Source organism: Bradyrhizobium sp. AZCC 1577, assembly GCF_036924575.1.
Taxonomy (GTDB): Bacteria; Pseudomonadota; Alphaproteobacteria; order Rhizobiales; family Xanthobacteraceae; genus Bradyrhizobium.
Genome location: NZ_JAZHRQ010000001.1, coordinates 1,402,452 through 1,416,151, shown reverse-complemented (window position 1 = coordinate 1,416,151; position 13,700 = coordinate 1,402,452). Strand labels below are relative to the sequence as shown.

Here is a 13,700-nt window from a genome sequence, read left to right as displayed (position 1 = left end):
CCCGCGTGGAGTGCCATCGTGTTCGGTAAGCGTAGCGGAAATGATAGTGATACGCGGGTACTCAAGCCCGCCATTCAGGCGCCTGAGCCGGCTTCTGCGCCGGCCGTTTCGCGCGAGATGGCCGCGCCGGCCGTCGCTTCGCCTCCAATAGCGCCCATGAAGGCGCCACCGCCCGCCCCCACCATGGAGGCGCGGCGGTCGGACAACTACTACCAAGTCAAGGCGACCATCTTCGGCGCGCTGATCGAGGCGATCGACCTTGCCCAGCTCGCCAAACTCGACGGCGAGTCCGCGCGCGAGGAAATCCGCGACATCGTCAACGAGATCATCGCGATCAAGAACATCGTGATGTCGATCGCCGAGCAGGAAGAGCTGCTCGACGACATCTGCAACGACGTGCTCGGATACGGCCCGCTCGAGCCGCTGCTGTCGCGCGACGACATCGCCGACATCATGGTCAACGGCGCCGGCACGGTGTTCATCGAAGTTGCCGGCAAGATCCAGAAGACCGGCATCCGCTTCCGCGACAACCAGCAGCTTCTCAACATCTGCCAGCGCATCGTCAGCCAGGTCGGCCGCCGCGTCGACGAATCCTCGCCGATCTGCGACGCCCGCCTCGCCGACGGCTCACGCGTCAACGCCATCGTTCCGCCGCTGGCGATCGACGGGCCTGCCCTCACCATTCGTAAGTTCAAGAAGGACAAGCTGACGCTCGACCAGCTGGTCAAGTTCGGCGCGATCTCGCCGGAAGGCGCGGAAATCCTGCAGATCATCGGCCGGGTCCGCTGCAACGTGCTGATTTCCGGCGGCACCGGCTCCGGCAAGACCACGCTGTTGAACTGCCTGACCCAGTTCATCGAGCATGACGAGCGCGTCATCACGTGCGAGGACGCCGCCGAACTTCAACTGCAGCAGCCTCACGTGGTGCGGCTTGAAACCCGCCCGCCGAATATCGAGGGCGAAGGCCAGGTCACCATGCGCGAGCTGGTCCGCAACTGCCTGCGTATGCGCCCCGAACGCATCATCGTCGGCGAAGTCCGCGGACCCGAGGCGTTCGACCTCCTGCAGGCCATGAATACCGGCCACGACGGCTCGATGGGAACGTTGCACGCCAACAACCCGCGCGAAGCCATGTCGCGCTGCGAATCCATGATCACGATGGGCGGCTTCTCGCTGCCCTCGCGCACTATTCGCGAGATGATCTGCGCCTCGATCGACGTCATCGTGCAGGCCGCGCGCCTGCGCGACGGTTCACGCCGCATTACCCACATCACCGAGGTGATGGGCATGGAAGGCGATACCATCATTACCCAGGACCTGTTCGTCTACGAATTGCTCGGCGAGGACGCCAACGGCAAGATCATCGGGCGGCACCGCTCGACCGGCATCGGTCGCCCGAAGTTCTGGGAACGCGCGCGATATTACAACGAAGAAAAGCGGCTCGCGGCAGCGCTCGATGCCGCCGAAGTCGTCGACAAGACGTGAGGAGGCGATGAGCATGCAAGCGCTCGCACTGGCGTTTCTCGCCGCCACCGCCATCGGCGGCCTGGCATGGGTATTCATCTATCCGGCCCTGTCGGGCGAGAAGAAAGCCGAGTCCCGGCGCGCCTCGATCGCACGCACCGACGTTCCGGCGCGCCAGGCCGAGAAGAGCCAGCGCTCGCGCCGCGAGCAGGTCGAGGGCTCGCTGAAGGAACTCGAGGCCCGCCGCAAGAAGGAAAAGTCCGTCTCGCTCAGCATCCGCCTGGTTCAGGCCGGCTTGACGGCCTGGACGCCTCAGAAATTCTGGATCGTTTCCGCCGTTCTCGCGGCGGTGGGTTTCGGTGTCGCATTCATCGTCGGCGGCTCGCTATTGGGCGCTGCCGTGATGGCGTTCGCCACCGGCCTCGGCCTGCCACGCTGGCTGCTCAGCTATCTCAAAAAGCGCCGCGAGAAGGCGTTTCTGAAAGCGCTGCCTGACGCCGTCGACGTCATCGTGCGCGGCATCAAGGCCGGCCTGCCGCTGTTCGAATCGATCAAGGTGGTCGCCGCCGACGCGCCGGAACCACTCAAGGGCGAGTTCATGGCTATCATCGAGACCCAGACGATCGGCATGCCGCTGGGTGAGGCCTGCGCAAGGCTGTATGAGCGGATGCCGCTGCCGGAAGCCAACTTCTTCGGCATCGTGATCGCGATTCAGCAAAAATCGGGCGGCAACCTGTCGGAAGCGCTCGGCAATCTCTCCAAGGTGCTGCGCGACCGCAAGAAGATGGCGGAGAAGATTCAGGCGATGTCGATGGAAGCCAAGGCTTCCGCAGGCATCATCGGCTCGTTGCCGCCGGTCGTGATGCTGCTGGTCTGGATTACGACCCCCGACTACATCGCGCTGCTTTGGACCCATCATATCGGCCAGTTCATGCTGGTCGCTTGCGTTACCTGGATGACGATCGGCGTCCTGGTGATGAAGAAAATGATCAACTTCGACTTCTGACGGTGCGCCTATGATTGAGTTTCTGATCGCCAAGATGCACGACGCGCGGTTCATGACCATGCTGCTTGCCGCCATCGCGGCGAGTGCGACGGCCTATACGCTGATCATGCCGCTGTTTGCCGGCGAAGGCCTTGCCAAGCGCATGAAGGCGGTCGCCAACGAGCGCGAACGGCTCCGCCAGCGCGAGCGCGACCGCCTCAACAAATCGGAGAAGGTGTCGCTGCGCCAGACTCCGAAGCAGCTCGTTTCCAAGGTTGTGGAAGACCTGAACCTGACCAAATGGCTGGCACAGGAAGCCGCGCGCGACAAGCTGATCATGGCCGGCTACCGCGGCCACGCGCCCTACGTCACGTTCCTGTTTGCCCGTGCGGTGACGCCGGTCGTGCTGTTTCTCGGGGCGGCCCTCTACGTGTTCGTGATCACCAACATGGACAAGTCGTTGACGGTCAAGCTCGGCATCTGCATCGGCGCCGCCTATCTCGGGCTGCAGGCGCCGATGCTGTTCCTGAAGAACGCCATCAGCAAGCGCCAGCTCTCCATCAGGCGCGCCTTTCCCGACGCGCTCGACCTGCTCTTGATCTGCATCGAGTCCGGCATGTCGGTCGAAGTCGCCTTCCGCAAGGTCTCCACCGAGATCGTGTCGCAATCAGTGGCGCTGTCGGAGGAATTCGCGCTGACCACGGCGGAATTGTCCTATCTGCAGGACCGCAAAATGGCCTACGAGAACCTCGCCAAGCGCACCGGGCTGGAGGGCGTAAAATCGGTCTGTCTGGCGCTGATGCAGTCGGAACGCTACGGCACCCCGCTCGGCCAGAGCCTGCGCGTGATGGCGCAGGAAAACCGCGACATGCGGATGAACGAGGCCGAGAAGAAGGCGGCGGCGCTGCCGCCGAAACTGACCGTGCCGATGATCCTGTTCTTCCTGCCATGCCTATTCATCGTCATTCTCGGACCGACCTACATCAAGATCCAGGCGTTGCACTGAGGCGAGCGGCCTAGCGGGCCGGCGCCATTTGGACCTTCCTCGCGCGGGCTCCCTCGAAGCTTCGACAAGCCGGCACGGGAACAGCGCATTTGCTAGTCTCCTTTGGCGTTCGTAAGCGGGCTTATCGGCTGACCCGCCGCGGATTTCCGCTTGCTGCGGGCGTTGAGCCGTCGTCGCTCTATCTTCGTCTTTTGCCGAATTGGCTACGGCTCGCACAAAAGGGACTGCCATGGGCTTGTATGTCGCGGTTCTCTACACTGGCCTTGCAGCCAACCCCGCGTTCTTTGGACGAATTATCGGAGCCAAGGGCTTTGGCAGCGGGTTCCTTTGCTGTGCCGCAACCGCTGCTAGCCTCGCGATCGTTGCGCTAGCTCTTTGGCGTTACGAAGCTCAGGGGGCAAATCAAGGAGTCAAATCAAGGTGAAGGATTCGATTAAAGCAATGGGCGTTCCTTGAGCGCGGACATCCCATCGCTCGCAATGTTGCGGTTCTGGGGTCTGCGGACCGTCGCGACGGCTTCGTTGCGGCTTTCCGGGAGACGAGGACAAATCCACGCACTGCCGCCGATGGGATCTGCGGCGGCGCATTTCACGCTGATTGCGCGCATGCCGGCCGTCGCCGATACGCAGGTCGGTCAGATCTTGGCCGAGCTTCAACGTGTTTCTCCGAGCCACCACTACTATCCGGCAGATACCGTCCACGTGACGATCAGGAACCTCGACGAAGCGGCACGGGAGGAATGCGATCGACCATCACTTTTCAGGAGGATACGGGGCCTTGTTGCGGATAGCGGATCATTTGCTTTGAAAGGAAAGGGCCTCGGTGTTTCACCGAACTCGGTCTTTCTCCAACTGTATCCGGAAGATCAAGGTTTGGCGGATCTTCGGCGCAAGCTTTCGATAGCAACCAGCGATGGCGATCATCGCCGCCGTGAAGGCTTAGGCATATTGGACGACTTGGCGCGTCGCTATCTATTCGACAAAATGGCGTTTGCGACCCTCATCCGATTTTCAGGTCCGGTCACGCCGGCGTTCCTCGCTGAGATCGCCCGTCATCGCGAAACAGATTTCGGCACCTTCCCGATCGACGCATTTGAAATCGTCAGAACCGATAAGTTCCTGTCGAGCACTGGAACCGAAATAATTGCTCGCATAGTTGTTGGGCCCGACTAATGGACTCATTGACCCGCAGTCGCGCGTGACCGCTGTGATGCTCAGTCCGGCCGGTTGAGGGCGGCGACCGGGACGGTCGCCTTGTTGCCGGGGGGACGCGAATGGTCCTTGTCCTTGCGGCTCAGCATTTCCCGCAGGTAAGCCACGTTGGCAGCCGCCTCGTCGGCCGGCAGATCGCCCTTGGCGATGGTCTCGGCTTCCGCGAAGCGGCCCTGCAGGCCGACGACGAGAGCGAGATTCTGCCGCACCCTTGCGTCGGCACGCGGATTGGAATAGGCGCGCCGCAGCGTTTCCTCGGCTTGCGGCAGCTCCCGCGTCAGCATGTAGGAGAGACCGAGATTGGACAGCACCGACGGCTCTTCCGGCGTGATCTTCAGCGCGCTCGCGTAATAGCGGCGGGCCTCTTCGTGCTTGCCCATCTTGTCGAGCGTGGTGCCCTGCACCGAAAGAATGCGCCAGTCGGGATTGGCGGGCGTATGGGCGCGGCTGAGCACGTCGAAGGCAGCCTGCGAACTGCCGTTGTCGGCGAGCGCGCGGCCGTAAGCAGCGAGCAGCGTCTTGTTGCCGGGATGAGCGATGGTGGCCTGTTCGAGCACGGCAGCGGCCTGTGCCCGCTGGCCGGTAGCGCGGAGCGCCTGGCCATACCCCAGCGCCGCCTCGGCATCCTTGGGATTGGCCCGATAGCGTTCGCCATATATCTCGGCCGCGCGGCGCGGATCGTCGGGAACGCTCTGTGCCTTGGGTGACGATGAGCTCAGCGATCCCGTTATGTCGGACATGGTCTGGCAGCCGCCAAGGCCCGCGGCCAAAACCGCGGTTACCGCGGCTGAGGTCAGGAACCGGGCAAGGGACCCGGCGTAGCTGGACGATCGACGCATGGTACTTCAACTCACGGGAATGGCGGACAAATAGAGCCGTATGAGAAAGCAATAGACTGTTAACCCTAACGGCCGGTTAATTGGCCGTGCTATGCCAGCCAGACACGCCCCGATCCCCGCGAGACATGCATGCAATCGCCGTTCGAGACCGCGCCCATCGCCCCCGCCATTCCGATTACGTTCGCCACCAAAACGACCTGGAGCGCGATCGCCAAAGACCTTCCCGAACCGGCCCGGCAGTTTGCGCTCGCCAATGATTTTACCGCCAAGCCCGGCAAGTGCCTGACGCTGCCCGCCCCCGACGGGAAGATTGCGCAGGTCGTGTTCGGGCTTGATGAAGAGACCGCCAAGTCGCACGACCTGTTCCGGCCCGGCGCGCTGCCCGGGGTGCTGCCGCCGGGCGTCTATCGCTTCGCCAACGTGCCGCACGACCCGCGCCTGGCGACGCTCGCCTTTGCGCTGGGGAGCTACCGCTTCGGCCGCTACCGCAAAGCCGAAAAGCCCGAGGTCCGGCTGGTGCCGCCCGATGGCGTCGATATCGCTGACATCGCGCGGATGGCGGAAGCGGCGGCGCTGGCGCGCGACCTGATCAATACGCCGTCGAACGACATGGGGCCGGAGCAACTGGCGGACGCCGCACAAGCGCTCGCGGCGCGTTTCGGCGCCAGCTTCGACTGCATCGTCGGCGACGAACTCGTGAAGCAGAACTTTCCGCTGATCCACGCGGTTGGCATGGCCTCGGCGCGTGCCCCGCGCCTGATCGACCTGAGCTGGGGCGATCCCGCCCACCCCAAAGTGACGCTGGTCGGCAAGGGCGTCTGCTTCGACACCGGCGGGCTCGACCTAAAGCCGTCCAGCGGCATGCTGATCATGAAAAAGGACATGGGCGGCGCCGCCAACGTGCTGGCGCTGGCGCAGATGGTGATGGACGCGAAGCTGAAGGTCCGCCTGCGCGTCCTGCTCCCCGCGGTCGAGAACGCGGTCGCCGGCAACGCCTTCCGTCCGCTCGACATCTTCAAGTCGCGCAAGGGACTTAACGTGGAGATCGGCAACACCGATGCCGAGGGACGGCTGGTCCTGGCGGATGCGCTCGCCTTGGCGGACGAAGACAAACCGGATCTGTTGATTGACTTGGGCACACTGACCGGCGCGGCGCGGGTGGCGCTGGGGCCGGATTTACCGCCCTTTTACACCCATGATGAGACGCTGGCCGAAAGCGTCGCAGAACATGCAAAGCGGGAGAACGATCCGTTGTGGCGAATGCCGCTGTGGCCACCCTATGATTCGTGGCTGGATTCGAAGGTCGCCGACATCAACAACGCGCCGTCGGGCGGCTTTGCCGGCTCGATCACCTGCGCGCTGTTCCTGCACCGCTTCGTCACCGATGCCAAGAGCTGGCTGCATGTCGATATCTACGGCTGGACGCCTTCCGCAAAACCTGCGCGTCCCGAAGGCGGCGAATGCCAGGCCGCACGCGCGATCTATAAACTGTTGAGCGAACGCTATGCATGATCCGCGCCTGACGCCGGCACGGCCCGAAATCGCCGCGAAATATCTCGAAGGCAAGGTGAAGGCCGCGCGCTATGTGTCCGGCGAGGAATTTTGCGTGTGTGAGGCGATCGCGCCGCTGTGGGAGCGACCTGCCGCGGGCGCCATGATGCTGACGCAGGCGCTGAAGGGCGAACGCGTCACGATCTACGACCGCAATGACGAAGGGTTTGCGTGGGGCCAACTCGCGAGCGACGGCTATGTCGGCTGGATTCCGGACGCCGCGCTGGCAAAGCCTGCGGCCGCACCGACGCACAAGGTCACGGCGCTGCGGACCTTCGCGTTTCCGGGCCCCTCGATCAAGCTGCCGCCGGTCGGGACGCTGACGACGGGAGCAAGGGCGACGGTCATCCGCGAAGACAGCGCGTTCGCCATTACAAGCGACGGCTGGTATCTGCCGCGCCATCATCTTGGCAGCCTCGACGCGGTGGAAAAGGATTTCGTCGCGGTTGCCGAGCGCTTTATCGGCACGCCCTATCTCTGGGGCGGCAAGAGCTCGCTCGGTATCGATTGTTCCGGCCTCATCCAGGTATCGCTGGCCGCCGCCGGCACCGGCTGCCCGCGCGACAGCGACATGCAAGAGGGAGGCCTCGGCCGGGCATTGAGTCCCGCCGAGATGACGAAGCTCCAGCGCGGCGATCTGATCTTCTGGAAGGGCCACGTCGCGATCGTGCGGGACGCCGACAGCATCGTACACGCCAACGCGCACCACATGGCGACGGTGGTGGAGAACACACATGACGCGATTGCGCGGATCAAGGCCGTCGGCAGCGAGGTGACGGCGATCAAGCGGCTGTAGCCACAAACTTCATCGTCATCACCAGCGCAAGCTATAGGTCCGGAACCGCCTCGATCCGGAACGCGGCAGCGAACAGGGCGCGGGTGTAGTCGCTCTTCGGGTTCTTGAAGAGCTCCGCGGCCGGGCCCTCCTCCACCACCTTGCCGTGACGCATCACGATCAGATGGCTGGCCAGCGAGGCCACGACGCGCAAATCGTGCGAGATGAACATGTAGGTCAGATCGCGCTTGCGCTGCAGCTCGCGCAGCAGGTCGACCATCTGCGCCTGGAACAGCATGTCGAGCGCGCTGGTCGGCTCGTCCAGCACGACGAAATTCGGCTCCAGCACCACCGCGCGCGCAATCGAGATACGCTGGCGCTGGCCGCCGGAAAATTCATGCGGATAGCGGAAGCGCGTCGCCGGATCGAGACCGACGTCTGTGAGCGCCTTGACGACGCGCGCCTCGCGCTCTTGATGCGACAGCGACTTCTGATGCACGCTCAGGCCTTCGGCAACGATATCGCCGACCGACATTCGCGGGCTGAGCGCGCCGAACGGATCCTGAAACACGATCTGCATGTCGCGACGGTGCGGCAGCATGGCCTTGAAGCGCAGGCCCTGGATGTTGTTGCCGAGGAACACGATTGGGCCGTCGGAGGAAATCAGCCGGAGCAGTGCGAGACCCAGCGTGGTCTTGCCGGAGCCGGATTCGCCGACGACGCCGAGCGTCTCGCCCTTGCGCACCGCGACGCTGACGCCATCCACCGCCTTGATGTGGCCGACGGTCGAGCGCAACAACCCGCGCTTGATCGGAAACCAGACCTTGAGATTGTCGGCCGACATCACCACCGGCTCGTTGGGCCGCGGCGGCGCCGGGTCGGGCTTGGGCTCGGCCGCGAGCAGCGCGCGGGTATAGGCATGTTTCGGCGCGGTGAAGACCTGTTCGACCGGGCCGTGCTCGACGATCTTGCCCGAGTTCATGACGCAGACCACGTCGGCGATGCGGCGGACGATGCCGAGGTCATGGGTGATGAACAGCATGCTCATGCCGAGCCGGGACCTGATCTCGGCAAGCAGCGCCAGGATCTGGGCCTGCACCGTGACGTCGAGCGCGGTGGTCGGCTCGTCCGCGATCAGAAGATCCGGCTCGTTGGCGAGCGCCATCGCGATCATGACACGCTGACGCTGGCCGCCGGATAGTTGGTGCGGATAGCTTTGTAGCCTCGTTTCCGGATCGGGAATGCCGACCTGCGTCAAGAGCTCGAGTGTGCGCGCCCGCGCCATCTGCCCGCCGATGCCGCTGTGCAGCGAAAGAATCTCGCCGATCTGCGCCTCGACCGTGTGCAGCGGATTGAGCGAGGTCATCGGCTCCTGGAAAATGATCGAGATGTCGTTGCCGCGGATCTCGCGCATCTCGCGTTCCGAGGCATTGAGCAGCTCTCGGCCCTTGAAATGGATGGTGCCGGAGGGATGCGACGCGGTCGGATAGGGCAGCAGTCTTAGCACCGACAGCGCGCTGACCGATTTGCCGGAACCGGACTCGCCGACCAGGGCCACGCACTCGCCGCGCTTGATGGAAAACGAGACGCGGTCGACCGCAATCGTGGCGCCGCTCGGCTGGTGAAACGCCACCGAGAGATCGCGCACATCGAGCAAGGGCTGGTTGACGGCGTCCATCATGCTCTACCGGAACGTTTTGCGCGGATCGAAGGCGTCGCGCACGCCCTCGCCGATGAAGATCAAAAGCGACAGCATGATCGCGACCGAGAAGAAGCCGGTAAAACCGAGCCAGGGCGCCTGCACGTTGGACTTGCCCTGCGACAGCAGCTCGCCGAGTGATGGCGAACCCGGCGGCAGGCCGAAGCCGAGGAAGTCGAGCGCGGTCAGCGTCATCACCGAGGACGACACGATGAATGGCAGAAAGGTCATGGTCGCCACCATCGCGTTCGGCAGCAGATGCCGGAACATGATCACGCCGTTGGAGACGCCGAGCGCGCGCGCCGCCTGAATGTATTCGAAATTGCGCCCGCGTAAGAACTCCGCGCGAACCAGGCCAACCAACGAGGTCCAGGAGAACAGCAGGAGAATGCCGAGCAGCACGAAGAAGCCGGGCACCAGCACCGATGACAGGATCAGCAGCAGATAGAGCGAGGGAATCGCGCTCCAGATTTCGATGATGCGCTGGAAGATCAGATCGGTCCAGCCGCCGAAATAGCCTTGCACGCCGCCGGCGATGACGCCGATGATCGAGGACAGGATGGTCAGCGTCAGTCCGAACAGCACCGAGATGCGAAAACCGTAGATCAGTCGCGCCACCACGTCGCGGCCCTGGTCGTCGGTACCGAGCCAGTTGTATTCGAGGTCGCTACAGCTCTTCAGGCCCTTCTTCTCCACCACGGGCTTGCACTGCTCTTCCGTCAGCATCCATGTCGGCTTCGACGGCGCCGGCGTCGGCAAATCGAGATTGTGGGTGGAGTAGGAATAGCGGATCAAGGGCCAGATGATGGTGCCGCCCTTTTCGGCGATCAGCTTTTGCAAATAGGGATCGCGGTAGTCGGCCGCGGTTTCGAAATCGCCGCCGAAAGTGGTCTCGGAATAGCTGACGAAAGCCGGCCAATACAGTTTTCCGTCATACTTGATAAGGAACGGCCGATCGTTGGCGATCAGTTCGGCAAACAGCGAGATCAGAAACAGAGCAAGGAATATCCAGAGCGACCAGTAGCCGCGGCGGTTCGCCTTGAAGTTCCGCCAGCGCCGGCGGTTCAGCGGCGATGGCGCGAACACGTGCTGCGTGGCCGGGACGACCTCGCCAAGCGGCGACCTCGCGGTGGTTTCGACCGGTTGTGGAGCGAGCAGCGCCATCAGACTTCCCTCGCCTCAAAATCGATCCGGGGATCGATCCACATGTAGGCGAGGTCGGAGATCAGACCCACCACAAGGCCCACGAGGGAGAAGATGAACAGCGTGCCGAACACGACCGGATAGTCGCGGTTCAGCACGCTTTCGAAGCCGAGCAGCCCGAGCCCGTCGAGCGAGAAGATGGTCTCGATCAGCAGTGAGCCGGAGAAGAATGCACCAATGAACGCACCGGGAAAGCCTGCGATTACGATCAGCATGGCGTTGCGGAAGATATGCCCGTAGAGCACCTGCCCCTCGCTGCAACCCTTTGCACGCGCGGTCATGACGTACTGCTTCCTGATCTCATCGAGAAACGAGTTCTTGGTCAGCAGCGTCATGGTGGCGAAGGCGCCGAGACCCATCGCGATCAAAGGCAGGGTGAGGTGCCAGAAGTAGTCGATGATCTTCCAGTACCAGGGGAATTGCGACCAGCCGTCCGAGGTCAATCCGCGCAGCGGGAACCAGTTGAAGAACGAGCCGCCGGCAAACAGGATGATCAGCAGGATCGCGAACAGAAAACCGGGGATCGCAAAGCCGACGATGATAGCGGCGGAAGTCCAGGTATCGAATCGCGTTCCGTCCGCCACCGCCTTGCGGATGCCGAGCGGGATCGAGATCAAATAGGTCAGCAGCGTCAACCAGAGGCCGAGCGATATCGAGACCGGCAGCTTCTCCTTGATCAGCTGCAACACGGTGGTGTCGCGAAAGTAGCTCTTGCCGAAATCGAAGCGAGCGAAATTCCATACCATCAGAGCAAAGCGCTCATGCGCCGGCTTGTCGAAGCCGAACTGCTTTTCCAGGTTCTTGATGAACTCCGGATCGAGCCCCTGCGCGCCGCGGTATTTCGAATTGACAGCATCGGCGGAGGCGCCCGCCTGGGGCGTACTGCCGGCAAAGTCACCGGTGGAAGAGCCAGAGATGCGCGAGGAGCCGCCGGTATCGGCGCCGGAAAGCTGTGCGATCACACGTTCGACCGGGCCGCCCGGCGCGAACTGCACGACCACGAAGGAAATGAAGAGGATGCCGAGCAAGGTCGGAAACATCAAAAGGATGCGGCGGGCGATATAGGCGGTCATTATTGCTTCGCCTGCTCAAGTTTGCCGGCCTTGGCAGCGTCATACCACCAGATAACTCGCTCGCCGGAGCCCGATGCGTCGATCTGATAACGCGGCAGGTTCTTCGGGCGGTCGAAGATGTCCCAATAGGCCAGCCGATGCGTCTTGTTGTACCACTGCGGCACCCAGTAGCGGCCGGCGCGGAAAACGCGGTCGAAGGCATGACAGGCAACCGTCAGCTCGGCGCGGGTATCCGCCGCAATGATCTTTTCGATCAGCGCGTCGATGGCGGGATTCTCTATACCGGCCAGGTTGTAGGAGCCCTTGGTTTTGGCAGCGTGCGAGGAGAAGAAGGCACGCATTGCGTCGCCCGGCGTCGTCGACATCGAGAAGCGCGTGATAGTCATGTCGAAATCGAAATCTTCCACCCTCGCGCGGTACTGCACGGCATCGACCATACGCGGACTCGCCTCGATGCCGAGCGTTCCCAGATTCTTGATATAGGGCGCGTGATGCGGATTCAGCGAAGGCTCATCGTACAGGAATTCGATGCGAAACACTTCGCCGCTCGGCGTCATCCGCTTGCCGTCCTTGATGACGAAGCCGGCTTCGTTGAGCAATTGCTGCGCCTTGCGCAGCATGGTGCGATCCTGCCCCGAGCCATCCGAAACCGGGGGCACGTAGGGCTGGGCGAACACTTCGTCGGGCACTTGGCCGCGGAATGGCTCGAGCAGCTTCAGCTCCTCCGGTGAGGGCGGCCCCTTCGCCATCATGTCTGAATTCTGGAACGGCGAATGCGTACGCGCATAGGCGTCGTACATAATGGTCTTGTTGGTCCACTCGAAATCGAAGGCGTTGATCAGCGCCTCGCGCACGCGGGGGTCCTTGAACTTGTCGCGGCGGGTATTGATGAACCAGCCCTGCGCGCCGGACGGCCTTTCGTCCGGTACCTGCTCGCGCTTGACGCGGCCGTCCTTGATGGCGGGGAAGTCGTAGCGCGTCGCCCAGATGCGCGCGGTGAACTCTTCGCGGAACAGATAGTTCTTGCCGGTAAAGCCTTCGAAGGCGACGTCGCGGTCGCGATAGAATTCGTAGCGGACCACATCGTAATTGTAATAACCGCGGCAGACCGGGAGGTTCGCCCCCCACCAGTCCTTGACGCGTTCGTACTCGATGAAACGGTTGACCTCGAACTTGCCGACCTTATAGGGCCCCGAGCCCAGCGGCGTGTCCAGCGTTGATTCATCGAAGGGCCGCGTCTCATAATATCTCTTCGAGAAGATCGGCAGGCCCGCGACGAAGAGCGGCACATCGCGCGCGCGCTTCTCGGCGAAGGTGACGATCACGGTCGCATCGTCGAGCGCCTCGGCCCCCTTGACGTCACGCATCTGCACCTGGATCAGCGGATGGCCCTTGGCCTTCAGCGTGTTGATGGACCAGGCGACGTCATGCGCCGTGATCCTCGAGCCGTCGTGAAACTTGGCCTCGGGGCGCAGCGTAAAGCGGTAGATCAGCTTGTCCGGCGAGATTCGCACCGACTTTGCGACGAGCCCGTACATCGCATCCGGCTCGTCGCCGGCCCGCACCATCAGCGCTGAGAAGGTCAGGTCCATGCCCTGCGCGCCCTCGCCCTTGAGGATGTAGGCGTTGAGCGAATTGAAGGTGTGGTAGGACTGATTGTAGGAGCGCGTCGAGGGGATGGTCGAGAACACGCCGCCCTTGGGGGCAGAGACGTTCACATAGTCGAAATTCTTGAAGTCGGCCGGATACTTCAGATCGCCGAACCCCGAGATGCCGTGCATCTCAGCGCCGTTTTCCTCTGTGGCGCGAACGGGGCCAAGCCGCAGAACGCTCAGCGCGCCGACACCGAGACCGAGTACATGCCGGCGAGAGAATTGCGCCATGCGCAGGATAT

At 63.0% G+C, this 13,700-nt stretch carries 11 protein-coding genes; 6 read left to right on the top strand and 5 right to left on the bottom strand.

Features of this window, described 5'->3' with window-relative positions; genetic code table 11:
• Positions 1-18 precede the first annotated feature (18 nt).
• From V1278_RS06515 to V1278_RS06500, 4 genes are all read left to right on the top strand, one after another.
• Positions 19-1,485, top strand: a complete 1,467-nt coding sequence (locus tag V1278_RS06515; protein ID WP_334365209.1) for a CpaF family protein — start codon at positions 19-21, stop codon at positions 1,483-1,485.
• A gap of 7 nt (positions 1,486-1,492) precedes the next feature.
• Positions 1,493-2,470, top strand: a complete 978-nt coding sequence (locus V1278_RS06510; RefSeq protein ID WP_334365210.1) for a type II secretion system F family protein — start codon at positions 1,493-1,495, stop codon at positions 2,468-2,470.
• Between the two features lie 10 nt (positions 2,471-2,480).
• Positions 2,481-3,455: a type II secretion system F family protein gene (locus V1278_RS06505; protein WP_334365211.1), complete on the top strand. Its 975-nt coding sequence runs from the start codon at positions 2,481-2,483 to the stop codon at positions 3,453-3,455.
• A 452-nt stretch (positions 3,456-3,907) separates the two neighbouring features.
• Positions 3,908-4,627, top strand: a complete 720-nt coding sequence (locus V1278_RS06500) for a hypothetical protein (RefSeq protein ID WP_334380077.1) — start codon at positions 3,908-3,910, stop codon at positions 4,625-4,627.
• Positions 4,628-4,668: 41 nt separating this feature from the next.
• Here V1278_RS06500 and V1278_RS06495 read toward each other — a convergent pair whose 3' ends face one another.
• Positions 4,669-5,505 (bottom strand): tetratricopeptide repeat protein, encoded by an 837-nt coding sequence (locus V1278_RS06495; RefSeq protein ID WP_334365214.1) that lies wholly within the window; start codon positions 5,503-5,505, stop codon positions 4,669-4,671.
• Positions 5,506-5,634: 129 nt separating this feature from the next.
• Here V1278_RS06495 and V1278_RS06490 point away from each other — a divergent pair, with 129 nt between their 5' ends.
• Positions 5,635-7,017 (top strand): leucyl aminopeptidase family protein, encoded by a 1,383-nt coding sequence (locus V1278_RS06490; RefSeq protein WP_334380076.1) that lies wholly within the window; start codon positions 5,635-5,637, stop codon positions 7,015-7,017.
• Positions 7,010-7,852 (top strand): C40 family peptidase, encoded by an 843-nt coding sequence (locus tag V1278_RS06485; RefSeq protein ID WP_334380075.1) that lies wholly within the window; start codon positions 7,010-7,012, stop codon positions 7,850-7,852. Before V1278_RS06490 ends, V1278_RS06485 begins: the two co-directional genes overlap by 8 nt.
• A gap of 31 nt (positions 7,853-7,883) precedes the next feature.
• On the opposite strand, the gene V1278_RS06480 is transcribed toward V1278_RS06485, so the two are convergent.
• Genes V1278_RS06480 through V1278_RS06465 form a run of 4 tightly spaced genes read right to left on the bottom strand, consistent with a single transcriptional unit; the run spans position 7,884 to position 13,689 of the window.
• The gene (locus V1278_RS06480) at positions 7,884-9,509 is read right to left on the bottom strand and encodes an ABC transporter ATP-binding protein (RefSeq protein ID WP_334369044.1); all 1,626 of its coding nucleotides are present in this window, start codon (positions 9,507-9,509) and stop codon (positions 7,884-7,886) included.
• A 6-nt stretch (positions 9,510-9,515) separates the two neighbouring features.
• A complete protein-coding gene (locus tag V1278_RS06475; RefSeq protein WP_334380074.1) occupies positions 9,516-10,694 on the bottom strand; it encodes an ABC transporter permease in 1,179 nt (392 codons plus the stop codon).
• Positions 10,694-11,806 carry a microcin C ABC transporter permease YejB gene (locus V1278_RS06470; protein WP_334380073.1) on the bottom strand — a complete coding sequence of 371 codons (1,113 nt, stop codon included), beginning with the start codon at positions 11,804-11,806 and terminating at the stop codon, positions 10,694-10,696. The genes V1278_RS06475 and V1278_RS06470 overlap by 1 nt, the downstream gene beginning before the upstream one ends.
• A complete protein-coding gene (locus tag V1278_RS06465; protein ID WP_334380072.1) occupies positions 11,806-13,689 on the bottom strand; it encodes an extracellular solute-binding protein in 1,884 nt (627 codons plus the stop codon). The genes V1278_RS06470 and V1278_RS06465 overlap by 1 nt, the downstream gene beginning before the upstream one ends.
• Positions 13,690-13,700 lie beyond the last annotated feature (11 nt).

Coding starts and splice junctions, on each gene's coding strand:
- V1278_RS06470 (WP_334380073.1), bottom strand. CDS start 11,806: ATGACCGCCTATATCGCCCGCCGCATCCTTTTGATGTTTCCGACCTTG.
- V1278_RS06495 (WP_334365214.1), bottom strand. CDS start 5,505: ATGCGTCGATCGTCCAGCTACGCCGGGTCCCTTGCCCGGTTCCTGACC.
- V1278_RS06475 (WP_334380074.1), bottom strand. CDS start 10,694: ATGGCGCTGCTCGCTCCACAACCGGTCGAAACCACCGCGAGGTCGCCG.
- V1278_RS06510 (WP_334365210.1), top strand. CDS start 1,493: ATGAGCATGCAAGCGCTCGCACTGGCGTTTCTCGCCGCCACCGCCATC.
- V1278_RS06480 (WP_334369044.1), bottom strand. CDS start 9,509: ATGGACGCCGTCAACCAGCCCTTGCTCGATGTGCGCGATCTCTCGGTG.
- V1278_RS06465 (WP_334380072.1), bottom strand. CDS start 13,689: ATGGCGCAATTCTCTCGCCGGCATGTACTCGGTCTCGGTGTCGGCGCG.
- V1278_RS06505 (WP_334365211.1), top strand. CDS start 2,481: ATGATTGAGTTTCTGATCGCCAAGATGCACGACGCGCGGTTCATGACC.
- V1278_RS06490 (WP_334380076.1), top strand. CDS start 5,635: ATGCAATCGCCGTTCGAGACCGCGCCCATCGCCCCCGCCATTCCGATT.
- V1278_RS06485 (WP_334380075.1), top strand. CDS start 7,010: ATGCATGATCCGCGCCTGACGCCGGCACGGCCCGAAATCGCCGCGAAA.